Origin of the sequence: Occultella aeris, assembly GCF_902703175.1 — a bacterium.
Taxonomy (GTDB): domain Bacteria; phylum Actinomycetota; class Actinomycetes; order Actinomycetales; family Beutenbergiaceae; genus Occultella; species Occultella aeris.
This window is the reverse complement of sequence record NZ_CACRYJ010000064.1, coordinates 1-23,979: the sequence shown is the minus strand read 5'-3', so window position 1 is coordinate 23,979 and position 23,979 is coordinate 1. Positions and strand designations below refer to the sequence as shown.

18 protein-coding genes are annotated in these 23,979 nt (G+C 65.6%); 8 read left to right on the top strand and 10 right to left on the bottom strand.

Features of this window, described 5'->3' with window-relative positions:
- Positions 1-185: 185 nt before the first annotated feature.
- Both HALOF300_RS22410 and HALOF300_RS22405 read right to left on the bottom strand, forming a co-directional pair.
- On the bottom strand, positions 186-482 hold the full coding sequence (locus tag HALOF300_RS22410) for a hypothetical protein (protein WP_156743116.1): 297 nt from the start codon (positions 480-482) through the stop codon (positions 186-188).
- Positions 483-489: 7 nt separating this feature from the next.
- Entirely contained in the window at positions 490-738 is a 249-nt protein-coding gene (locus HALOF300_RS22405; protein ID WP_156743115.1) for a hypothetical protein, read from the bottom strand.
- Between the two features lie 736 nt (positions 739-1,474).
- On the opposite strand from HALOF300_RS22405, the gene HALOF300_RS22400 reads away from it, so the two are divergent.
- Positions 1,475-3,475: a heparinase II/III family protein gene (locus HALOF300_RS22400; protein ID WP_156743114.1), complete on the top strand. Its 2,001-nt coding sequence runs from the start codon at positions 1,475-1,477 to the stop codon at positions 3,473-3,475.
- Between the two features lie 147 nt (positions 3,476-3,622).
- Positions 3,623-3,820, top strand: coding sequence for a hypothetical protein (locus tag HALOF300_RS22395; RefSeq protein ID WP_156743113.1), 198 nt, complete (start codon positions 3,623-3,625; stop codon positions 3,818-3,820).
- A 125-nt stretch (positions 3,821-3,945) separates the two neighbouring features.
- Here HALOF300_RS22395 and HALOF300_RS22390 read toward each other — a convergent pair whose 3' ends face one another.
- The 5 genes from HALOF300_RS22390 to HALOF300_RS22370 all read right to left on the bottom strand — a co-directional run bounded on the left by HALOF300_RS22390 (position 3,946) and on the right by HALOF300_RS22370 (position 12,178).
- A complete protein-coding gene (locus HALOF300_RS22390; protein ID WP_156743159.1) occupies positions 3,946-4,872 on the bottom strand; it encodes a carbohydrate ABC transporter permease in 927 nt (308 codons plus the stop codon).
- Positions 4,873-4,877: 5 nt separating this feature from the next.
- The gene (locus tag HALOF300_RS22385) at positions 4,878-5,891 is read right to left on the bottom strand and encodes an ABC transporter permease (protein WP_197522773.1); all 1,014 of its coding nucleotides are present in this window, start codon (positions 5,889-5,891) and stop codon (positions 4,878-4,880) included.
- Between the two features lie 108 nt (positions 5,892-5,999).
- Entirely contained in the window at positions 6,000-7,730 is a 1,731-nt protein-coding gene (locus HALOF300_RS22380; RefSeq protein ID WP_156743112.1) for a type 2 periplasmic-binding domain-containing protein, read from the bottom strand.
- Positions 7,727-11,044, bottom strand: coding sequence for a CBM96 family carbohydrate-binding protein (locus tag HALOF300_RS22375; RefSeq protein WP_156743111.1), 3,318 nt, complete (start codon positions 11,042-11,044; stop codon positions 7,727-7,729). The genes HALOF300_RS22380 and HALOF300_RS22375 overlap by 4 nt, the downstream gene beginning before the upstream one ends.
- 108 nt (positions 11,045-11,152) lie before the next feature.
- The gene (locus HALOF300_RS22370) at positions 11,153-12,178 is read right to left on the bottom strand and encodes a LacI family DNA-binding transcriptional regulator (protein WP_156743110.1); all 1,026 of its coding nucleotides are present in this window, start codon (positions 12,176-12,178) and stop codon (positions 11,153-11,155) included.
- Between the two features lie 69 nt (positions 12,179-12,247).
- Between HALOF300_RS22370 and HALOF300_RS22365 the strand changes: the two genes are divergently transcribed.
- The 5 genes from HALOF300_RS22365 (at position 12,248) to HALOF300_RS22345 (ending at position 16,446) form a co-directional block, all read left to right on the top strand.
- Entirely contained in the window at positions 12,248-12,997 is a 750-nt protein-coding gene (locus HALOF300_RS22365; protein WP_156743109.1) for an SDR family NAD(P)-dependent oxidoreductase, read from the top strand.
- Positions 12,994-13,644, top strand: a complete 651-nt coding sequence (locus HALOF300_RS22360; RefSeq protein ID WP_133109422.1) for a cyclase family protein — start codon at positions 12,994-12,996, stop codon at positions 13,642-13,644. The genes HALOF300_RS22365 and HALOF300_RS22360 overlap by 4 nt, the downstream gene beginning before the upstream one ends.
- Positions 13,641-14,471 (top strand): DUF6772 family protein, encoded by an 831-nt coding sequence (locus HALOF300_RS22355; RefSeq protein ID WP_133109421.1) that lies wholly within the window; start codon positions 13,641-13,643, stop codon positions 14,469-14,471. The genes HALOF300_RS22360 and HALOF300_RS22355 overlap by 4 nt, the downstream gene beginning before the upstream one ends.
- Positions 14,468-14,797, top strand: coding sequence for a hypothetical protein (locus tag HALOF300_RS22350; protein WP_156743108.1), 330 nt, complete (start codon positions 14,468-14,470; stop codon positions 14,795-14,797). The genes HALOF300_RS22355 and HALOF300_RS22350 overlap by 4 nt, the downstream gene beginning before the upstream one ends.
- A 161-nt stretch (positions 14,798-14,958) precedes the next feature.
- The gene (locus HALOF300_RS22345) at positions 14,959-16,446 is read left to right on the top strand and encodes an alpha-L-arabinofuranosidase C-terminal domain-containing protein (protein WP_156743107.1); all 1,488 of its coding nucleotides are present in this window, start codon (positions 14,959-14,961) and stop codon (positions 16,444-16,446) included.
- A gap of 617 nt (positions 16,447-17,063) precedes the next feature.
- Here HALOF300_RS22345 and HALOF300_RS22340 read toward each other — a convergent pair.
- The gene (locus HALOF300_RS22340) at positions 17,064-18,080 is read right to left on the bottom strand and encodes a zinc-dependent alcohol dehydrogenase (protein WP_156743106.1); all 1,017 of its coding nucleotides are present in this window, start codon (positions 18,078-18,080) and stop codon (positions 17,064-17,066) included.
- A gap of 171 nt (positions 18,081-18,251) precedes the next feature.
- A complete protein-coding gene (locus HALOF300_RS22335) occupies positions 18,252-19,649 on the bottom strand; it encodes an FAD-dependent oxidoreductase (RefSeq protein WP_197522772.1) in 1,398 nt (465 codons plus the stop codon).
- A gap of 128 nt (positions 19,650-19,777) precedes the next feature.
- Here HALOF300_RS22335 and HALOF300_RS22330 point away from each other — a divergent pair, with 128 nt between their 5' ends.
- Positions 19,778-20,971: a citrate/2-methylcitrate synthase gene (locus HALOF300_RS22330; RefSeq protein WP_197522771.1), complete on the top strand. Its 1,194-nt coding sequence runs from the start codon at positions 19,778-19,780 to the stop codon at positions 20,969-20,971.
- Positions 20,972-21,007: 36 nt separating this feature from the next.
- On the opposite strand, the gene HALOF300_RS22325 is transcribed toward HALOF300_RS22330, so the two are convergent.
- Positions 21,008-23,779 (bottom strand): discoidin domain-containing protein, encoded by a 2,772-nt coding sequence (locus tag HALOF300_RS22325; protein WP_156743103.1) that lies wholly within the window; start codon positions 23,777-23,779, stop codon positions 21,008-21,010.
- Between the last annotated feature and the right edge of the window lie 200 nt (positions 23,780-23,979).

The following is a 23,979-nucleotide window of genomic DNA, read 5'->3' as shown; positions in this document are numbered from 1 at the left end:
GCCGGTGCGTCGAGATGAGGTGGCGTAGCCCGATACGGAGAGCCCGCGAAAGCCAACGCCGGACCGGTACCGCAAAGCACCGTGGACCCGAGCAGACGCTGCCTCTGAGTCTTCGTCGGGGTCAGCACCATGCGCGCCTGCTCCAGCCCCACCGGGGGGCGGTGCCACGCCCCCTGGAGGCGTGCTCAATCTGCTGCTCGTCGTACCCCGGCAGAGCCCGGCTGCCGTCCCTGCTGGGAGTCGTCCCCACCCGGGTCGTAGCCGCTGCCGCCCCGAGGCTGTTGCTGCGACTCCTGCATCTCGAGCAGCCGCAGGAAGTAGTCATTGGCGGTGAGGTGGTCCGGCATCGGCACTGCCGGCGGAATCCTGTCGGACAGGGTCAGGCAGCCAGCCTCCACCAGATCGTCGTCAAGACCAAAGTCGGCCGCTGCGTTCCACACGCGGATGTGCGGCGGCTGCACCCCGATATCGGCGGCGAACACGTGATGCTCACCGAACTGAGTGGCCGACCTCGTGCAACAGGGACTCCGAGCACCGGTCCGAACCTCTCTCGGCGACAGCGCCGAAGGCGACGTACATCCGGAACCCGAGGTCGAGGGCAAAGGGGCCCAGTACGGGGGAGTCCAGCACCCGCGCGGTGAACAGGTAGGACGCCATGTACGGCATCCGGCCGAGCGCGAGGGCTCGCCAGGCGGCGAGCAGCTCGTACTGATCATCGGTGGGGGTGCGTGCGGTCATACCCAGTGTGTGTGCGGAAGGTCGACGCCACCATGCGGGAAGAGGTCAGCGCCGTGACGACAGGTGGGTTCCTCTTGGGGGGAGGCCCCACACCCGTTTCGGGCCTTGCCCTTGGTCTCGACCAGGACCCCTTGCTGTCTCAGGATCGCCAACTCTCGGTGAGTCGCAATGCCGTTGAGGGCCTCGCTCCCCAGCCGCGGTTGGGTGCGTCGCGCCGCCCCCCGCTCGCAGCGGTCGGAACCTCGCGTGACATGCGCTCATGGATCCCACACGGTTGCAAGCGGACTACGCGGGGGAGCCTCCCATGCTGACCAGAACTTCGAGCCGGTCGTCCTAGGTCACCGACCTCATCTTGAGTGCTGCCCGCTCCCACCAGAACAGGTTCGGTTCCTCAGAGGACAGGGGAGGGAGTATGCGCCGTCTCCGGTAGCGAGCTCGCGAGTACCCAGTTCGAACCTAATGCCACGGTCCACTATGACGAGGGAGATAGGCTGCCTCACTCTGCCGTCCAGATCCTGGATTAGGTCGGCTGGAATCCGCGGCCACCCTGTTCGTCCGATGCCGCAAGCGCATCGAACCAGATTGATTGTTGAATCAATCTTGACGAGAGTTCTGGAGCAATGTTGAGTTGGTCACGCAGAGCCAGCAAGCACGGAGGAGTTGAGGTCTCCCGAGGAATGCGCTGTGCCTCGATGTGCGGCGTGCCTCATCGTGCTCAACGGCCGCCTGGAACTACGTGACCAACGATGCGGCACTGTTGCCACCACGGAGGAGTAAGATCATGGTAGGGCGAGCGATCATCCATACGTCGCCGAGCCGTCGAACGGCTCTCAAGTTGGCCGCGGCCGCGTGCGCATCGGCGGCCACAGGTCGAATGGTCGCATTTGACGGAGTCGACGATACCCGGGGGTTACGAGGAAGCCTCGCGGGGGTTCATCCACGTCTGCTTGCGACCGCGACAGACTTCGCCGATGTATCGGCGCGTATCGCCAATGACCCAGTATCGGCGTCGTGGTTCGGGACGCTTCAGACACTCGGAACGGGGCTGCTGACGGTGGCGCCGCCAACATTCGTGAGCGGCGACCTTCTGAACATCTCACGGACAACTGTCAATCGAATCTACACCCTGTCGATGCTCGCTCAGCTTGGCGGTGCCCCAACTTATGCCGAGCGCGCTTGGGATGAGGTTGAGGCCATCGCCGGGTTCCCGAGATGGAGCCCCTCCGATCCTCCGAACCTCGCCGGTGACTATCTGCCGATGGCGGAAATGACCCATGCCGTGGCCATCGCCTACGACTGGCTGTTCGAGTCTTGGACCGCCGCCCAGCGCACCACCGCTCTGGACGCCATCGTCGATAAGGGTCTGCAGCCTGCGATGAGCGGCTATCTCAATAGTGCCCCATCGCTGACCTCTATCAACAACGTGGGAACCGTGTGCAACAGCGGTTTTGGGCTAGGCGCGCTCGCAATCGCACAGGAGTCGCCGACGATCGCTGCCGATGTGCTTGCTGAGAGCCTGAGTGCGATTCTCCCGGGTGTCGAGCAGTTGAGCCCTGATGGTGGATACCCCGAAGGTGGGTACTGGGGTTACGCGATCAGGTACCTGGTCATCTATCTCGCCGCACTCGAATCCGCACTCGGCGATGACGATGAATTATCGGATGTTCCCGGCCTGTCCGAGACGGGCGACTTTGCCATCCACCTCACTAGCCCAACCGGAAAGTTCTTTAACTTCTATGACTCGGATGCCACAGCCCAGCAGCCTCCCGAGCTCTTGTGGCTATCCAATAGATACTCGAAGCCAGCGTACACGTGGTGGGGAAGCCAGAGCAGTTCCACGGGTTCACTCTTTCTTCCGCGCTACCTCCTGTGGTATGACCCGAGCAAGAACCTGGACCCGACGGCGTCGGGGCTCACACTCGACCGCTACTTCCAGAACATCGAGTTGGCTACCTTCCGCAGCGCCTGGGAGGATCCCAATGCGGTCTTTGTTGGCTTCAAGGCAGGTGACAACAGCACCAATCATGCCGATCTCGACCTCGGAACCTTCGTCATCGACGCGATTGGTCAACGGTGGGCAAGCGATCTCGGCGGTGACAGTTACGGGCTGTCGGGGTACTTCAACTACGGGCCGAACGGCCAACGGTGGAATTACTATCGCAAGCGCGCCGAGGGTCAGAACACGCTGGTCATCAATCCCACAGCAGGCCCAGACCAGGACCCCAGCGCGTCGGCGAGGATCACTCGCCATGACTCGTGGGCCTCAGGTGCCTTCGCGATCGCAGATCTCACCGCCGCCGTTCCGGGAGCTGCAGTCACATCTTGGGAGCGCGGGCTCGCCATGATCGACTCCCGGCAACAGGTCATCGTTCAGGATGAAGTTGTGGCTGACGACGCGGTCGACGCCTGGTGGTTCATGCACACCTATGCGGCTGTCCAGGTCGCGCCCGACGGGTTGTCTGCGGAACTCACGCTTCGCGGCGCACGGCTCCTCGCGCGGATCCTCGCAGGCCCGGCGGGGGCGGTGTTCACGGTGGCTGCCGCCGCGCCGCTGGCGAGCTCTCCAGCGCCGAGCGGGCAGTCGACGAACGCTAACGTCACCAAGCTCGCCATCGAGCTGCCAGCGGTCACAGCGTTCCGTTTGAGCGTGCTGTTTAGCCCGATCGATCCGATCGACGGGCCGGGGACACCTCCGTCCGTGAGCCCTCTCGAAAACTGGTCGGATGGCATGTCTTAGCCTCCACAAGGACGATTCTCACGCGGAACTTGCAGGTGAGATCGTTGGCTTGGGTGTGCGCAACTTTACGGCGATGCCGGGTCTGCTGCACGGATAGGTGACACCTGATCTGCCTAGCCCGAGGGTTGGGCTCGAAGGGTGATCACTGTGACCAAGCTGTATCCCAAGGAGTTTCGCGACGACGTCGTGAGGGTCGCCAGGAACCGTGAGCCTGGTGTCGGGCTGGAGCAGATCGCCAAGTTCGTTGGCGGCCGCGGCGTTGAATTCATGCCGGGTCCGGCCCTTGTCGTCGCGAACCTGTACGCAATGACCGCCGGGCGCGAGCACGCCGACCGGCGTCCTTAGTCGCGATCTCGGTTGGCCACACGTCGTGCTGGCTATCGCTAGTTGCCTGGCTCTCGTCGGGACGTCGTGTTCTGTGCACCAGCAGTCCGAGGCAAGTCTCGGGAACGTGCCCGCACGCCGAAGTGTCAGCCCTTGACGGCACCGGTGAGAAATCCCTTCGTGAAGTGCTTCTGGAGTAGCGGGTAGACGCACGCGATGGGTACCAGTGAGACGATGAGGATCGCCATTTGTAACGCGGGCTGCGGCGGCGGCAGGTCACCGGCGGCGACGGCGTCACCGGCGCTGATCGCGGCGTTGTTGATGAGGTACTGCCGCAGCACCAACTGGATCGGCCACTTCTCCTGGTCGTTGAGGTAGAGCAGCGCGGAGAAAAAGGTGTTCCAGAACCCGACGGCGTAGAACAGCCCGATCGCCGCCAGGATCGGCTTGGACAGCGGCAGCACGATGGTGAGGAAGATCCGCATCTCCGAGGCGCCGTCGATCGCCGCCGCCTCGGACAGCTCCGCCGGCAGGTTCTGGAAGAACGCTCGCATAACGATGCAGTTGAACGCCGAGACACTCACCGGGATGATGAGGCTCCACAACGAGTCGAGCAGCCCGAAGCCCTTCACGGTGAGGTAGACCGGGATCATTCCCGCAGAGAACAGCATCGTCATCAGTACGCCCATAAGGATGATGCGGTTGAACGGCAGTTTCTGGCGTGACAGCGCGTACGCCAGCATTGAGGTCACGGTCAGCGCGACTGCGGTCCCCACGACGGTGACGAAGCCGGTGACGGCAAGCGCCCTGGTCACCTGCCCCCCGGCGAAGATCACCCGGTAGGCCTCGAGGGTTGGTCGCTCCGGCCAGATCACCATGCCGCCCCCAGTATCGATCTGGAGCGGATCGGCCAGCGAGGTCGAGATCACCATGAGAAACGGGCCGATCACCGCCAGGCAGCACACCGACAGCGCGACGATCTTGAGCGCCTCGACTGCGGGTGAAGATCGGCCCCTGCGGAGCCGCCGCTTCGGGCTGGACCTGGGGGTGCGATCCTGCACCGGTAGGGTCATGCCGGTCACCTGTTTGCTCCTCGATAGATGCCGTCCTCACCGAACATGTGAGCGACCTTGTTGGCGAGCAGCACCAGGGCCACCCCGATAGCCCCCTTGACCAGCCCGACGGCGGTGGAGACACCCCACTGCCCGCCGATGATTCCGTTGTTGTAGACGTAGGTGTCCAGTACCTCCGAAGCGGCGAGCCCGACCGCGGGTTGCTGCAGGATGATCTGCTCGAACCCGACGCTGAGGATGTCTCCGATCCGCAGGATGAGGATGAGGATGATGACCGGACGAATCCCAGGCAACGTGATGTGCCAGAGTTGTCGCGTGCGGCTAGCACCGTCGACTTCCGCAGCCTCGTACAGGCTCTGGTCAATGCCCGACAGCGCCGCGAGGAACAGGATGGTGCCCCAGCCGGCGCTCTTCCAGATGTCCTGGATGATGAGCAGCGGCTTGAAGAAGTCGGGGTTGCCGATGATCTCCGGCTCCGGTCCGCCGAGCGCGGCCATCAGGCTCTCCAGCGGCCCGCCGTAGCCCAGGATGTGCTGGAACAGCGCGACGACCACCACCCAAGACAGGAAGTGCGGCAGGTACAGCACCGACTGCACGATGCGCTTGAACCGCTGGGAGGCGAGGCTGTTCATGAGCAGCGCCAACATGATCGGCACCGGGAAGGTAAAGGTCAACTGCAGCAGCGTGATCACGATGGTATTGCGCAGTGCGTTGAGGAACGCCGGGTTGCCATCCCACAGGACTGTGAAGTTGTCCAGGCCGACCCACTCCGAGTCGAGGATGCCGAGAAACGGCTGGTAGTCCTTGAACGCGATCACGTTCCCCAGCAGCGGCAGGTAGTGGAAGCCAAGGAACACAGCGACGCCGGGCAACGCGATCGCCAGTAGGCTCCAGTCGCGCCGTGGCCGGCGCCTGCGCATGGCTGTGCCGCCAGAGGGCGTGGATCTCGCCGTGCGCGTGGCGGATGCTTCGCGAGTCTGCGTCGGTTCGCGAGTCTGCGCGAGGCCGCCGCGCGTCATTCGGAGCCGCCGGGTGTGCAGATCCGGAGTACACGGCCGACGTGCCGGCGGTCGCCAGGCACGGGTGCTCCCATGTACGGCCGCTGGCGCGGGCCCGCCGCACCGCGCTCAGCCGGCGGTTGCTGCTTCGCCATACTCTGCTGCCATCTTGTCGCCGACGTCGGCTTTCCAGTCACTGGCCATCGTTTCCCAGGCCGACACCGGCTGCGCGCCCCGTAGCACCTCGCGGAGCATGTCACCGGTGCGCTGCTCCCAGGACGCTCCCGCGGTGACCGCCGTCTCGGAGTAGAGCCCCAGCGTGGGGTTCTCGGTGCCCGCGGGGATCACCTCCTCGAGGTAGGCGTGCTGCCGCCGGACCATCTCGTCTTGGCCGGGGGCGTACAGCACTGCGTTCGCGTTCGCGCCGCAGTACTGCCATCCCTGGACGGTGTTCGGCCGCTGGTCCGGCAGGAACTCGGGCTGTCCGTCCTGGCGCTCGTACGTGAAACCTTCGGCGCCGTAGTTGACGGTGAGGAACTGCTCGGTCCCGAAGGGCGAGGCGATGAAGTCCGCGATACGCAGCAGTTCCTCCAGGCGGGCATCGCTCGTCTGCTTCTTGATGGCGACGAACGCCGGGTAACCGGCCTGTAGCTTCCAGAGCGGCGCCTTGCCCCCGCCGCCCCATTTCGGTAGCCGCACGTACCCGATGTTCCACGACGGTTCGGACCGCGCGAATGTGCCCCAGCCGGCGAAGGACTGCCACAGCATGCAGGTGGTCCCTGCGCGCCACCAGGTGTTGTGCTGTCCCGGGTCGGAGAAGGAGTTCGGGTGGAGGTAGCCGGCATCGATGATCTTTTTGCCCTCGTTCAGCGCCTCGACCATCTGCGGGGAGTTGAACATGTGGGTGAAGGTGCCGCCCTCAACCGCCCAGGTGTTGGGCGCCTCCATCATCTCGAGCAGGCCGTTGAGCAGCCAGCTCACGGGGTCGGTGCCGAGCGCGAACTGGTCGTTCCCGCGGTCGGTGAGGGTCGCAAGCAGCTCGATGAAATCCTCCCCCGAGTTGAGGTCGGGATAGGGATCCAGGCGTTTTTCCTCAAATATGTCGCCGCGGGTGGACAGGATCCGGCCCGCCGGTGGCCGTGGTTGCGGGATGCCCCAGAGGCGTCCGTTGACCTTCGGGATGGTCCACGACGGCGTGGGGATGTTTGCCAGTCCCGGGTAGGCGGCGACGGCGTCGCCGCCGAGGATGTCCGTGAGATCGCTGAACTCGGCCTCCAGCAGTTGCGGCAGCTGCGGCACTGTCAGCATCTGCATGAAGTCCGGGATGTCGCCGCCGGCGATTACGACCTGGAACCGGCTCCGGTACTCGTCGGCGTTGATGGTCACGGCTTCCATGAGGTTGCCGGCCTGCTCTCGAAAGAGCCGGTAGGCCTCATTCTGGTCCGGTGCGGTGGGCGGCACGCCGCCCTGCAGCAGTGCCGTGACGCCGTCGGTCTGTGGCAGCGGGAAGCCTTCGCGCGGGATCGGGTTCTGCGGGTAGCTGAAGAAGGCCGGTGCCACCCCGATGTCCGATCCCGGCAGGTCGGGTGTCACGCCGTCGAACGGGATGTACGCCGGTGGTGTCCATCCGGTGCCCTGCGACCCATCGCCATTTCCACCGCTGCCGCCGCCGTCCGAGCATGAGGCGAGGGCTAGGGAGCTGAAGGCGGCACCGAGGAAGCCGCCGAGGACGAGGCGGCGCGACACCGCGCCGGATTGGGGGTCGCGCGCGGGTGATGCGTGCATGGTGGTGGGGCCCTTCGGGTCGTCGCGGGGGGTGGATGTGTTGGAGTCGGTGCTCCCGGAGCCGGTCGGGCTCATGCGAGCACGACCTCCAGGTAGGGGATCGTCGTGGAGCGTCGACCTGAGACCTCGGTGGCGAGCCCGGTACCGCTGGCCGGTTCCTGGACGAGCGCAAGCAGCACGGCCTCGCCGGCGGCAATCTGCTCCGCCAGTTCGTCGGTGAGGTCGACCGTGCGCCACGCGACGGAGCTGTCGACGGGTACGACGCCGAGCGCCGCGCCGAGCGCAGGTTGGTCGTTCCAGGTCGTGGCCGCTTCGTCGAACGCACCGGCGGCCGCACGGACCACCAGGTCGATGCTCGATCCGGCTGGATCGGCCACCCTCGCGGACAGGTGCAGCAGCACCTGCGCGATCGGACGCGACTGCGGCTGCGGCGCGAACTCCAGGAACGCACGTCGGTGGAGGTCGTCGTCCGGGTCGAGGGTCGCCTTCACCCGGAGCACCCCGAATGTCCCGTAGTTCGTATCGGCGTACTGCCCGGCGCGCACGTACGTGTCCCCGATAGAGGCGAACCTTGGACGGTCCGGATCCCCGACCGCGACGGTGCGAGCCGTGTGAAGCAGGCGCCGACCAGGCGACGTCGCGATCGCGACCACGGTGGCTGCACCGATTGACTCCCCAGAGATCACGCCGCTCTGGTCAACGGTGGCCACCGACTCATCGAGCGAGAGGTACTCGACCGTCCAGTCGTCGACGTCGATCTGAGCGCCACTCCTCGCGATACCGGCGAGAGTACTGGCCGCGCTGCCATCGACCGGAACATCGCCGACGGCGAGCTCCAGGCGCTCCACCCAGCTGGTCTCGACCTCGCGACCCGGGATCTCGACCTCGGTGATGGAGTTCCACTGACCGGTCGAGGTGCCGAAGCACACGATCCGGATGTAGCGCGCGGTCACGGAACCGAAGGTGGTCGTCTCTAGCCCCGCCGTAGTGCCGCTGCTCTGCCCCTGCCAGACGGGCGTCCAGCTCAGGTCGTCCTCGCCGGCGACCTCGATCGCGAAAGACGCGACCCGGGCCTCGCCGCTCTGCCAGGCAATCCGGATGCTCCCGATCGGCCCGTCCGAGCCCAAGTCGAAGGCGATCCACTGCCCGTCGCCGAACGCGGACCAGCGGGTACCGGTCTGGCCGTCCATCGTGTTCTCCGGGACGTTGCCGTCGTCGTCGCTGGCGATGATCGGACGGGCGAAGTTGCCCAGACCCCACGGGTTGTGCTGCCAGATGAGGTAGCGACCGGGGCGATGGCCAGGTTTAGTCACAACCACGGTGGCCGGGGTGGACGCGTCACCGTCGGTGACAGTGGCGCTCGCCCCAGACTCCGCGGTAGCGGTCAGGTTCGCGAGCTCGCCCACGCGGTAGCTGAAGTTGCCGGGTGCGAACGCGGGGATCGGCGTGTCATCGTTCTCAAGCGACGTCAGCATGGCGACCTCGCTCGCCGGCGCGACCCAGTCCGCGAGTGGCACCACCGGCTCCGGCGCTGCCGCCGGAGCGCCGGGCACGCGCGGCTCGAACTCCACGGCGATGCTGCCCTGCTGTACCCCGACAAGCCGGATCGCGAGCTTGGAGATGCTTCGGTTCTGCGACTGTCCCGCGGGGTCCGGCGAGGTCCACAGCGGCCGGGCAGCAAGCGCGAGGAACACCGCACCGGGCGTCGTAATTCGCGCCAGCAAGCTCTCACCCCTGGACGTCAGGGTCGCGCTGCGACCATCCGCTGCGATCTCGACCTCGGCGGCGGTGTGGGCGAACCACCAGACGTCCTGGGGCTCGTCCAGCTCGAACTCGTCCTGGACCAGGACCCGGCGACGGTGGTCGAACAGGCGCCAGCCACGCCGCCAGGACACGATGCCGTCCCGGGCGTCAGTCCCGTCCATGACGGCCCACGCCTCCTCGGGTCCGACCGCGCGAGCGACGACGGTACCGACAGCTTGCAGCGCCTGCCCGGGTGAGTCGATGTCACCCGGCCCGATGACCAGGGTGTTCTGACCCTCGGGGCGCTTGCGGTAGTAGCTCCAGCGCAGGCTCCGGAAATAGCTGGGCAGGCCGTAGTCGTCACTGCCGAGCTCGGTGAACCAGCGCTGCCCGAGCGCGTCGAGCACGAACGTCCCGATGTCCATGTCCGAGTGGCCAGATATCTCCAGCGTCCGCTCGCTATTGTCGCCCCCCTTGGCGCCGAGGTAGAGCGCCTCCTCGCTCTCCCATCCGCTCCGGAAGGTCACCACGCAGCAGCGGTCGAACCGGGCATCCAGAGCCGTGTCGGCCTCGACCGGACCCTGCACCAGCTCGGGGTCATACCAGATCAGGCCGCTCGCCAACTTCGGCCAACCGGACTTGCGCTCCTCTATGCCGCGCAGCCCGATCCACCCGACGTCGTCCCGCCCGAATCGCTGGGCCAGCCAGAGCAGCTCAGGCGCATGCACCGGCGTGTTCGCGCCATCGTAGTAGTTGAAGATCAGGCCAGTTGGGCCCGTCAGGTGCAGGGGAAAGTCACCGGTGTCCGCGACGCCAGGCAGGTCGGCGATCCCCTCGTCGTCCCCGGTGGCGCTCTCCAGACTCGCGACGAGCAGCACGAGATACTTGAAGGCGTACTCCCAGTAGGCCGGGCCCTCGGGGTAGCCGCCGTCGGGACCGTAGGCCTCCAGGGCGAGCGGCAACGAGGCGAGCGCCTTGGCCAAGATGTCCTCGGCGAGATCGGTGTCGACGTCGGCGACAGCGAGAGCACCCGCGACCATGCCGCCATTGCAGACGATGTTCCAGTTGTTCGGCCACGCGGGCCACGGCTGCGATCCCGCATAGGCGGGGAGCGCGGCGCTCAGCCCGTGGTCGATGATCGCTGTCTCCAGGACACCGCGCTGGGCGCTGGTCCAATGGCCGTACAGCCAGTCGTAGCCGATGGCGACCGCATGCGTCATCTCGGCGGTGTCGAGGAAGTGTGACGGATGCCAGTCAGGAAAGGCGCACACCGCGTCGAGCTCCTGCCACAGTCGCGTCGCGTAGCGCGGGTCGTCCGTGAGGATCCAGGCGGTCGCCAAGGAGTAGACCCGGTGCAGTACTTCGCGACTGACGGCGAGCAGTCGGCCGCCCGAGAGCGTGTACGTCGAGACCGGCTGGCCGGTCAGCCCCTCGGCGACGGCGACGATCTCCGCACACCACGCCTCGGCGACCGGGTCGCCGACCGCGACGTTCCGGATCCGATCGAGGTCGGTGAGCAGCAGCCTGGGGTGCTCGGGGCGGATCGTCCGCGGCGCTGCTGCGGCGAGTCGTGCCTCCAGGGACACGTGGCTGAGAGCGCCGGCGGCTGCGGCAGTGGCAAGGAACATGAAGTGGCGACGTTGCACGGTGGAACCTCCGACCGCGACTGTAGCGCTACATATACCCTCCCGCAACTATGACGGTCGGAGGTACGTATGCACGGTCCGCAACTGTCGCGGCGATGACTAATCTGGTCAGTGGGCGGCAGGGCGGCTCGGCGCCGCGGTGCTTGCCCGGATAACCAACTCGTGGTTGGTGATCACGGTGCGGGGCCCGTTCTGTTCGGAACCCTCGCCTGGCCCGGAGATGAGGTCGAGCGCGTGCCTGGCGATCGCAAGCTTGTCCGGTTTGATCGTGGTGAGCGCCGGGTTCGAGTACCGCGACTCCTCGACGTCGTCGAACCCCATGATCGATAGCTCCCCGGGAACCGCGACGCCGCGGTCGTAGGCCGCGTGCAGCGCGCCAACCGCCAGCAGGTCGCTGAGACAGAACACCGCGGTGGGCGGCTGCGGGAGTTCGAACAGTTGCTGCATCGCGCGGTAGCCGTCGACCCGGTGATAGGTGGGCACGTTGACCAGTAGCTCCTGGCTGCGCTTGATCCGTGCTACCTCTAGTGCCCGGGCGTAACCCGCGAGACGCCCGTTCGGTTTGCGGCTATTCGGCTCCAGGTGGGGACCGATCAAGGCTATCCGCCGATGCCCGAGCGAGACCAGGTGTTCGGTGGCCTCCTGAGCCGCCGCGACGTTGTCGATCACCACATGATCGACGTTGGTGAACACCTCCGAACCCCCGAACAGCACCAGCGGGACGCCAGGACGGGCACCGTTCAGATCGGATTGCGTCAGGGTCGAGGGGTAGAGCAGGATTCCATCGGTCAGCAGGCTCATCGAGCCGTGGATCAGGTCCAGCTCGCGATCGCGGTCCCAGTCGCTCTGGTTGATTAGGATGTCCATCGAGCGCTCAAGAGCGGCCCGCAGCATCGCACTGGAGATCTCCGCGAAATACGGGATCTCCACCTCGGGGATGCTGAGAGTCAGCATGCCGGTGCGGCCTTTGGCCAGGCGTCGCGCGGAGAGGTTCGGCTTGTACCCGAGGTGCCGAATGGAAGCGTCAACCAGCAGCCTCGTGGACTCAGCGACCCCGGGGCGACCGTTGACCACGTTGGAAACTGTCATCGGTGAGACTCCGGCGTGCGCCGCTACGTCTTGCAGCGTGGTCATCGGACAGTTTTACCCCACGATTCTCGGATCTGCGCTTCACAGGTCGCTTGTAGCGCTACAGTACTCCACATGAGTCAACGAGTCGCTTTAGTTACGGGCGGTGGGTCCGGTATCGGCCGGGCTGTCGCACTGCGTTTCGCCGCCGGGGACGCCGCGGTGGTGATCGCTGACGTCGATGCCGACGGTGGTGCTCGCACCGCCGCCGAGATCGAATCGGCGGGTGGGACTGCGCTGTTCGTGCCCTGTGCCGTGCAACGCGAAGACGACATGCGCGCCCTGGCCGCCGTCATCGAAGAGCGTTGGGGCCGGCTCGATCACGCCGTCAACTGCGCCGGCGTGGAGCAGCAGCGCGCGATTATCGCAGACTGCACCGAGGAGAACTGGGACCGGACGATCGACATCGACCTCAAGGGCATCTGGCTGTCGATGAAGCACGAGATCCCGCTGCTGCGGCGCGCGGGCGGCGGCGCGATTGTCAATACCTCATCGGTCGTCGGAGTGCGCGGCGTCCGAGCTGCCGCCGCCTATGTAGCTGCCAAGCACGGGATCATCGGCCTCACCCGTTGCGCCGCGCTGGAAGAGGCCGAGCACGGCATTCGGGTCAACGCGATCCTGCCTGGCCACATTCGGACACCGATGGTAGAGCGCGTCATCACCAAAGAGCCGGTCAAGGAACAGGCCTATCTGGACAACGCGGCGCTGCGGCGGCTCGGCGACCCCGACGAGGTCGCCCGACTCGCTACCTGGCTGTGCGGCCCGGACGCCTCCTTCATGACGGGCGACGCGATCGCCGTCGACGGGGGGGTGCTGGCGCGATGAGTGCACTCTCGACGTCGCTCGGGCCGATCATCGACATCTCCGCACCGATCTTGCCGGGAATGGCATCGTGGGAGGATCGTTTCCCGCCGGAGGTGCGCTGGCACTCCAGGCATCGACCCGGCGAACGGACCGCTCACAGCAGCTGGTTGCTCAACAGCCACACCGGCACCCACGTCGACGCCCCCTACCACCACCTCGCCGGAGGCGCCCGGATTGGCGGGCAGTCCCTGGCACCGCTGATCGGCCGCTGCCGGGTGGCCGAGGTCGCCGCGCCGACCGGCACAATCGAGGCCGCCGAGATCGACGCACTGCAGCCGCAGCCGCAGGAGCGACTGCTCCTGCGAACCCCGGCGCCAGCGCGCGCAGGCGAGTCGTTCGACCCTCACTTCCGCGCGCTCTCCGGAGCGGCGGCCGAGCGGCTGGTCACCGCCGGCGTCGCCCTTATCGGGATCGACGCACCTTCCATCGAACCCTTCGGCTCAACGGATCGCGCGGTACACCACACGTTGCTGGGCGCCGACGTCACCGTTGTGGAGGGCCTCGTGCTGCATCACGTCGACCCCGGAGAATACCTGCTCATCTGCCTGCCTCTGCCCCTGGCCGAGGCAGAGGCCTCGCCCAGCCGAGCCGTACTGCTTCCGCTGTGAACGCCGCCGACGGCTTCGAGCCGCTATCCCAGATACTGCTCGACGACGACTTCGACCGCGGGCTGCAGGGCTGGACGCTGCTGACCGGGAACTACGAGGGCTCGCTGGACACGATCCTTCCCGAGCAACGCGACTTCCGACCCCCGATGCTCAGCAACCTCACCATGTGGGACACCGGCACCGCGGGCTCGCTGCATGGCAGCTACGCGATGAAGCTGGCCACCCGTGCCCGCCGAGACAGCATCGCCGTTGCCCTGAAGCGCCTGACGTTCCGGCGGGCGCAGCCGATCCGCGTCGAGGGATGGGTCACCTCCAAACCGGAGGCGACGTCGATGACGCTGTCTGACCGTGATGTGCGCAGCTTTGGCATCTTCCTCGACCTGCAGGACGACGAACACCGGGTGATGCCGCACCTGCGCTTCCTCAACGCCGACGGCGACGGCCCGCCACGGCACCAATGGCAGTACAAGGCGAGTCCCCGCCGCGCGCAGACGATCTCCTCCGAGACCAGGACCCACTTCCACCTTGGAAACGATCAGTGGACTGACGTCCCCGACGGCCGTCAGGACCTCTGTTACAACGAGTTGGCCACGAAACAGAACTGGCACTACCTGCGGGTGGACTTCGATCTGGCGACGATGCGCTACCTGGAGTTCCAGTGCAACGACCGTGTCTGGTCCGGCGCCTCGCTCGAACCGCTGACTATGCCCGCCTGGCCCAACCTGCGCGGGATGCTCAACGTCGGGTTCTGGGTGGACGCGAACACCGACTCCCGATCCTTCCTCTACGTGGACTCGGTGATGCTGTCGACGGGAGTTATCGGATGATCCGTGAGAGCCACACCGCCATCCTGGAGCGGCATGCCGACTTCTCGGGCACCCATCACACCGAGCCGTACGAGTGCGCCTGGGCAGGGGAAGCCACGGCGTTCCTGTATGCGGTGGTCCCCTGCCCGGACCCGATCGCATTGCAAGTCGAGGTCTCCGCAGAGGGACGACGCTGGCTGCCCCATGGGACATCTGCGGTGCTGCCAGCCGGTGCCGAGGGCATCCGGGTCCCGATCTCGCACTTCGGTGGCTGGCTGCGGCTGAGGATCGACGGGCCCGCTGCGACCGCGTTCAAGTATGACCTCTACCTCGTGCTCAAGCAGTAGCAGCGCGTTCCGCCGTCCCAAATCCGCCGAGCAGATTGGGACCGCCTAGATGTACGGCGACAGCGGGAGGCGGACTCATAGTGACGGAGTCTTGAGCAGGTCCCTCTCGCTTCGCGGGAGCCTTCATCTATCCGCTGCGCAAAGTGAACCAGAAGGGGCTCATGACCAACGCCAGGACTCTGACCAGCACGATCACGGTGGCGGAACCCGCGGCACCGATTGAGATCAACCGCGACATCTACGGACAGTACTTCGAGCACGTAGAAGACTGCGTCTACCCGGGGTTAATGGACGACGACGGGCTCCGCGAGGACGTGATTGCTGCCGCGGCCGAGCTGCAGGTACCGGTCGTGCGTTGGCCCGGGGGCTGCTTCGCCGACTGCTATCACTGGGAGGAAGGCATCGGCCCCCTCGAGCGGCGACCGGTGCGACCCAACTGGCACTGGGGCGGCGGCCAGCTCGAGAGTCACCAGTTCGGAACACACGAGTTCCTCAACTGGTGCGAACGCGTGGGCGCGGGTGCCTACATCAACGTCAACATGGGCACCGGCACCATGATCGAGGCGCTCCGATGGCTCGACTACACCACCGGCTCCCAGCCCACGAGCGACGTCCTCGAGCGGATGCGCAACGGGCGCCACGATCCGTGGCCCGTCGCGTACTGGGGACTGGGCAACGAGACCTGGGGCGCCTGGGAGGCCGGGCGGATGACGGCGTCGGAATACGCAGACACGCTAGACAACTGGGCGCGCTTCTTCCGCCGCTACCAGCCTGACGTCCGCCTCGTCGGGGTCGGCTCGAGCGGCGCCACCGATCCCGATTGGGATTCGACGGTCCTCGATGTCGCAGGAAGCAGCATCGATCTCCTCTCCCTCCACCTCTACGGGTCGAGAGTCGATCGCGATGGGCACCCTGCCGCCAGCAGCGAGGCACGCCGAGCCGTCATGCTGGCGCCCCTGCACTTCGAGGCGCAGATCGAGGCGATGGGCCAACTGGTCCGCAAGCACAACCTAACTGCCTCGCGGGTAGTCGGAATCGCCATCGACGAATGGAACATTCGACACTACCGGCAGGAGGCAGACGACACCTTTCGCCTGGATCGGACCGCACCGCGGACGGGCAGCGACGCCATCTTCGTCGCTGGTGTGTTCCACGCCATGCTCCGCGCTGCGGATGTCGTCACCATGGCGAACTACGTATTCCTCGTCAACGGAAACGCAGTTCTCGACGCCCGTCATGGGACCGTGACGCGATCAGCATTGTTTCCCATCTTCCGCACCTACCGGGAGCGCCTGACCGGAACTCGCATGGACGTACAAGTCGACGCACCCGAGGTCGAGGTCCCCGACCTGCACAGCCGCAACCCCTCCGTCCGTGTCGATCCCAGCAGCGTTCCGCGACGGGTCCCAGCGTTGGACGCCGTGGCCGCCAGAAACACCGACGGCGTCCTACAGATCGCGATCCTCAACCGCAGTGAGCAGACGTTGAGCGCAACGCTCGATGTCCCTGCAGGCACCATCACCTTGGCCGAGTCGTACCGGTCACCGCTCGGCACGGACGCTCTCGAGCACGATACTCGCGTCGCGACATCCGTCGGCGACCTGCACCTGCCAGCGGCCTCGTGCACGTTCATCACAGTGGCGCACTGACCCTTCGCAAGCCGTCGTCGTTTCCAAGGTGTTACGGGAGCGCGCCGGCACAAGCCTCGTCGGCGCGACCACGCTGGACGTGGTGGGCAAGATCGACGCACACGCGAAGGTGCGGACTTCGACCCCTCGAGCGAGAGTTGCGCGCGGCCGTGGCCGACTCGATCAAGCGCTGGGCAAGCATCGTCTGCCTCTCTTCGGCTTCCACGGAGTGCTCGGAGAGGACTGGAAATCCATCGGGCACAGGCGTTTCCGCTCGGTCGGGCATGACCTGCAGCAATTGTCGGCGCCCAAGGCGAACGCCGAGGCCCACGTTAAGACCATCCATGAGCGTCACGGGTGGGATCGGGCGCTGTCGGGAACCCGCGCCTGCAACCGCTGGAGTAGCTCCATGGTGCCGCTCGATCCGAGGTTGGTCGGTACCGGAACTCGGTGGAGTTCCGCTTCAACACCTAGTCGTCTCTTCGAAACTTCGCGTCAAGACCTCGCTTGACACGTGGGCGGCACCGTGTAGTGCGGGTCGGTCAGTCCGTGAGTCGAGGTCCAGGTGGCCTCATCTCCGCGTCAGGCGGTGCCTGCTCGGGCACTGGAAGCGGGGTCCGGGCCGTCCTGGATCGGGTTCAGTGCGGCCAGTCGAAGATCGGCTTGCCTATGCCCCCGTCGGCAGAGTGTCGCAAGGCTTGCTCTGCGTCGGTGATGCCAAACGTCGGCCCGATTAGCCACTCAAGTTCTCGATGGTGTGTGGCTGCGAAGTCCAGCACGTCGTAGAACAGATCGGCGGGACACACCGAGGAGCCGACCAGGGTCAACTCCCTTGCCAGCAGTTCTTCGGCTCGGAACGCGAATCGACCTCCCCCGCCGACCACGACGGACCGCCCTCCGGGGACGAGTGCCCTGATCGAATCTGCTTGTGCACCCGAGTGCCCACTGCACTCGATCGTGGCGTCGTAGCCGCGTGTGTGACCGGCGGCCAGCGAGGCGTGGAAGTCGTTGGGGTCGCTCACCGAGGTCGCGCCCAACGAAGCTGCCATGTCCCGCCTGCTAGCGATGGGATCGATGGCGGTGATTTCCACCCCGTGCGCGGCTGCGGCCATCAGCGCGCACAACCCCACCCCTCCCAGTCCGAAGATCGCGACCTTGCCGCCAGCAGACAAGGCCGCCTTGCGCACCGCGGAGTAAGCGGTGGACAGGTTGCACGCGGTCATGACCGCGACACTGTCCGTCACGGCGTCTGGCAACCGGTACACCGCTCGGTCGGGCACACACACGTACTGCCCGTACGAGCCGTGCAGGGTCCGTCCCACGACCTGCTTGGCGGGGCAATGGGAGTACGTTCCGGACGCACAATCCCGGCATCGCCCGCAGCCGATATGGAGCATGCCGACGACGACGCGATCACCCGGTCCGAATGCCACGACACCCGGTCCCACGCGATCCACCACGCCGACGGCCTCGTGCCCCGGCACGACGTCCAGCCTGTGCCCCCGCTGTTGTGGAGTCTCGCGCCAGTAGTGGACATCCGTGCCACACACACCGGACTTGGTGAGTCGGATGAGCACGTCCCCTGGAGTCGGCTCCGGCGGATCCATCTCGACGGCCAACACCACTGCGTCGCCTGAGAACAACACAGCTCGCACTCAGATCACCTGCTCTTCCAGTGCCGGCGCCGCAGACTCCACTACCGGCGGCGGTACGACCGTCTGTTGCCCGTGGGGGGAGAAGCCATCAGATGCTGTGCGCTGCGGGACAGCGGGTCGACCCTGCGCGATCATCGCCACTCCATGATCAGCCAGTTCATTCACGATTGCTCAGTTGGTGCCGTCGACGACGGCGCCGTCAGCCATGAGTCGAGAGCGCAGCATCGAGACATCAACCTCGCGGACATCTCTGAGACCCGCCTCGACCATCATCGCGGCGGCCACGCCGACTGCCTCGCCAGTTGCCATGCAGGTGCCCATGACGCGAGCCGAGCCGTTGGCCTCCCTGGTCGAGGAGAGGCACCGGCCGGCCATCAGCACGTTCTTGATATTCTTGGGCACGAGTGCCTCGTAGGGAATGTCGTACGAGCGGCCATCATTCACTGCCCGTCGAACTTGTGCGGTGCCTTCGCCATGGATGTCGACGTGGTGACCACCCTTGGCGACGCCGCGATCAGACTTCTTGCCCTCGACCACGTCTTCCTCAGTGAGGACGTACTCGCCGACCACGCGCCTGGTCTCCCTGACCCCAACTCGGGGTGCGATTCCGGCAAGGCGCGCATCCGCAAAGCCCGGAATGTTCTTCTGGCAGAAATCGATGCAGCGGTTGATCTGGGCGGTGAGGGTGGCGAGGGATTCGCTCAGTTCTTGGGGGTTGGTGCCATCGACCCCTGACAATCGCGTGGTGTTCATGCCAACTTCGTTGCGCGCTGGCGATGTCGGCCACAAGTACAACGCGGTGCATGGGTCCATCGCGCCACACTCGATCGCGTCCCCAAGGACAGTTCCGTTCGCATCGAGGGCGACGAATGGAAACCCGCCATCTCGCGCCGCACGCGCCGCCTCGCGCTTGCCGGCGTAGCCCAGGGCGGGGTTCTCTGCGAGGAGGAAGAGGTCCGGTTCGGCCGCTACCCAGTCCAGGTACTCGCGGTAGTCGACGTTCGTGAGCCGGTAGGTCAGTGACACCGGCTGCAGCTCGCCGGCTCGGCCGCCGAACTCGAAAGGCGCACCCGCAGAGACAGCCAGCTGTCCGTCGCCTGTGCAGTCGATGAAGACGTCTCCGGTGATGAGGTAGCGCTTCCCCTTTCCCACCGCGATGATTCCCTCAACGCGGTTGCGGCGTACCACCACATCCTGGCTTGTGAGGTACAGCCGTGGGTTGACCCCGGCTTCGGCCAATGCCTCGATGATGCTCATCTTGAGCATCTCCGGATCGACGCACACCGCCCACATCTGGCGGTAGTCGGACATCGCCCGGGCAAAGCTCCCGGCCGACTCGACGGCGTCGAACAGCTGTCGTGCGACGCCTCCAACGATCCACTCACCCTGGGCGTTGAGACAGCCGTCGATGGGCAATCCGCTGACGAGCTCGCCGCCGAAGAACGGTCCCGCCTCGATTAGCACGGTGTCGAGGCCGCTGCGGCGCGCTGCGATCGCAGCGGCGACTCCTGCTGCTCCGCCTCCGACGATCACGATGTCGTGATGACTCGTTGCCAACTGCTCGGCCACGTTGCTCCTTCTTCGGTCCTTGTCCGGTCTCGCCGAGCGAACCAGAGTTGATCAAGTCACGTCAAGATTGAGTCATGAATCAACTATCGTCCGCTATCTTGGGTGCGAGACGTCAGAGGAGACCTACGATGAATGACTTGCTGACAGCGACACAGGCCGCGGCACGGCTAGGAGTGAAGCGCGAGACGATCTACGCCTATGTGAGCCGTGGAGCGCTGCCACGGCAGCGGGATGGGAGGATCAGTTACTTTCGCCCTGAGGACGTGGACCGATTGCTACAGGAAGGTCGCCGGCCCTCACTTAACGAGTTCGGCAAGACATCCCGTTTGAGCACGTTGAAGGACGACATGCTCCACTACCGGGCAAGACCTGTGTCTGAACTCGTTGACCAACCATTCGAGTCGGTCGCGCACTTCCTTTGGACGGGGCGGTGGGAGGAGAGCGTCGGATGGGCGGCCAACGCGGAATCCGTGGCCGTGGCCAGGCGAGTGGGTACGTCGTTGCCGCAGGAAACCATCTCCTCTGACCGGCTCCGCGTCATGCTTGCAGCCGTCACTGCCGCGGATCCGTTTCGCTCCGACTCCAGTATCCAATCGGCTGCGCACGCTGCGGGACCGCTCTTACGGACTCTGGTGGAGGCAATGCCTCAGAGATCGGACCCGATCGACATTGATTTGGCATCCATGCTCTGGTCACGCCTTTCGACCATCACGCCCAACGAGGAGCAGGTGCGGGTACTGAACGCCGCTCTTGTGTTGCTCGCGGATCACGGGTTGTCGCCGTCGACGTACGCCGCACAGATCGCAGCCTCGGCACACGCCGACCTCTACGGTGTTCTAGCCGCAGGGCTAGGAGTGGGCAGCAGTGCCGTACTCGGCGCGTCCGCGACTGCCGTTGAAGCAATGCTGAGCACCTTCGGAGATACACACGGGACCAAGTTCGTGTTGAGTGCACGGCTCCGGGACGAAGGGCGGCTACCTGGATTCGGGCATCCACAGCATCCGCAAGGGGACGCTAGGGCGAGCCACCTACTGAATCTGCTCAAGCCCCTTGCAGCAGAGAACGCCAGACTTCAGCGATCGTTCGAGATGCTGGCGCTCCTCAAGAGTCGCAGGCTCCCGCCCCCGAACGTGTACCTGGCGCTCGGCATGATCGCCGACTCGTCATCAATGGAGCACGGTGCCAGCGAGGTCATGTTCGGTATCGCGCGGTCCGCAGGGTGGATAGCCCATGCGATCGACGAGTACGAGATGGGCACCATCGCACGATTGCGAGAACCGCATCGGCCGGTCGAACGTGGGTGGCCGCAGACCCAGGATTGAGGCGCTCAACAACTTGATGCCCCGGGGCCCCGGGCCTCAGGTTGGCTGTGGCGGTTGCACCTGCACCCTCACACTGTGATGAAGCAGGAGTCGCTCCTTGGTTCGGACGACGGCAGTCACGACGACGGTGCCCGGCGAGATAGGGGCCATGCGGTCACCAGCGATCTCCAGAACCGAGGATTCGGAAGAGATGAGTTCGAAGGTGTAGTCAGAACTTGGCACCACTCCTCCCAGCGGCGATCTCAACGACACGGAAGCTTGTTCGGCGGAACCTGCCCGCAAAGCCGGCACCACAAGGTGGATGTCAGCGCTTTGCAGCTGCGACGGTTGACGCGGGAGGCGCTCAGGCAGCTCGATCGAGGTAACGGCGAACAGCGAGGCGGCGCCGTCATCTCGCCGCACGATGCGTACGTAACGAGCCTTCCGCGGTGGCCAACTCACCCGTTGAGCCGCTGTTGTTGTACCAGAGGACGATCCTGTCCAGACTTGCCACCACGTCCCATCCGCTCCAGCCAGTTCGACATCGAACCGGACTGAAGCGCGCGCGCCCTCACGCCAAGCGATCAGGACGGCGCCCATCTCGGCTTCGACGCCGAGATCGCATCCGATCCACTCGGGGCCTGCAGTACCGGGCCGCCAGAACGAGTCCGCCATCCCGTCGAAGGCGTTGGCGGCGACGTTCCCGTCGTCACTACTCGCGAAGATCGGCGAGGTCATCGCCGTTGGAGAATCATCGAGGAGTCGTCGGAGTCGGTAACTGCCGGTCCGGGCCCCAGGAGCGTGGACTTCGAGCACGACATCACCTCCGGGCTCCCGGATTTGGTCGACGGTGCTGCCAGCGGAAGCGGTCGCTTGGATTCGTCCGATCTGCGATGCGGGGATCTCGTAGCTCCAGACTTCTGGTGAGAACCCGGGGACGCCTTCTCCGTCGATGGCAAGGCGCTCCAGCTGCGCGACGGATTCGGTGCTCACAGTCCAGTTTGCAAGCGGCAGTACCGAGGTTGGTGGCGGAACCGGCTCGTGGTCGGCCACCGGTGTCAGCTGTATGGCGAGGGTGACCGGACCCTCGACTGAGACCCGTAGCGCGAGTTTCCGTATCGCCGCGTTGGTGCTCTGTCCCCGAGGGGCGGGCGAGGTCCACAGCGGGGCGGCTTCCATCTCCACGAGTCGACCCGGTGTCTGATCCGACAGTCGCATGACTAGGCGCTTGGGCCCGTCGCGAAGTACGGCGCCTCGCCCGTCGTCGGCAATGTCGATCTGCGCCGACGTGTGAAGGAACGACCAGACCTCGCCGGGTTCGTGCAAGGTGACTTCGTCCTGCAGGAGCACCTGCCTGCGGAAGTCGAACAAACGCCATCCACGCTTCCAGGAGCGGTATGCGGGATCTGCACTGGTCAAGTCGAGCACGGCATAGGCCTCCGAGGCGGTGCTCTGGTGCGCGATCACAGTTCCGACTCCCATCCCGGCGGCCTCGCCAAGAGTGGTCGAGCACGACTGGCCCCCGGTGGCGTCTGGGTTGGCCACCAGCGTGTTGTGACCCTCAGTGCGCTTGCGATAGTAGGTCCAGCGCTGACCTCCCGCGAAGTCGAAGTAACCCGGCAGGCTGTAGTTGTCCCACCCGAGGTCGTGCAGCCACCGGGTGCCCAGTGCATCAAGCACGAAGCTACCGAGGTCTAGGTCGCTGTGCGTGGTTGCGTTGTCGCCAGCCTTGCCTGCCAACCACAGCGCAGTTCGCTGGTGCCACGCGCTGCGCATGGTTACTACCTCCGACGCCCGGAAGCAGGCGTCGCGTGGCTCGCCCGCTGATTCGGGATCGACCTCCGACATCGGCCGGTACCACAGCAGGCTGGTCGGAAGCTGATCCCAGTCCGTCAGCAATTCATCGGCGCCTTGGGCTGCCAACCCGGCCGCCAAGCCATCGTCGAAGCGGCGCGCGAGCCAGAACCCAGCCGGTGGCACTGTTATGCGCGCCACGCCGTCGTAATAGTTGAACGCTAAACCCAGGGGCCCAGTGACGTGCACGGCGAATCTCGCCGTGCGATCGAGACCTGGCACGGAACTGAGCTGCTCGGGCATGTCCGTCGCCGTCGTGAACGCGGCGAGGCCCAGGACGAGGTACTGGGTGCCGTAGCTCCAATAGCCCAAGCCTTCGGGGTAGGCCCCGTCAGGGCCATATACAGCGACCGCCCCAGCCATGGACGCCATCGCATGGCCGATCACCTTCTCTGCAAGATCGCGGTGGACGTCGGCGATTGCCAGAGCGGCCATCAGGAGGCCGGCGTTGCACACGAGATTCCAGTTGCTGGTCCGGACCGCCCACCGATGACCTTCGCTGTACGCCTGGAGTCCCGGGCGCAGGGCGTGAGTCACTATTGCGTGCTCGAGGTGCTCTCGTTGTGTGGCGTCCCATTCCTCGTGCAGCCAGTCATATCCGATTGCGAAGGCGTGAGCCATCTCCGCCACATCGAGGAAGTGGCTCGGGTTCCAGTCGGGGAATCGCGAGGCAGCGAGGAGCTCCAGCCAGAGCCGGTCGGCGAACTCCTTCCGATGCGAGACATGGTGTGCCAATGCGAGCAGATAGGTCCGCCGAAGCACCTCTCTGCTGGTGTCTAGCAGACGTTTGCCGTCGGGAATGCGGTAGGCAGACGCCGGCGTTGACAGTAGGCGCTCGGCCTGGTGCTCGACGTTGCGGTACCAGCCGCGTGAACGATCGTCATCCAGTATCAGGTTCCGAACATGAGAAAGGTCGCTACCGAAGAGCCGCGGATGCTGTGCGAGTCCGCGAACGTACTTCGACTCTGACTCCATCGTGGGACCTCCGTCGGGTGGTGCGGTTTGTGCGGGCGTGGCGCACGTCAGGGGTTTCGCCGGAGCAGGAAGGGTTTGAGAGGGGCTGATCACCGGTGTTCCCTCGGAGGAAATGTCGTTGCGCTGACACTCACGGCCGGTCGCCCGCCCGCCTGGCGCACTCGACGAACGCGTCTCATCTATCGAGACGTGGGGGGGGG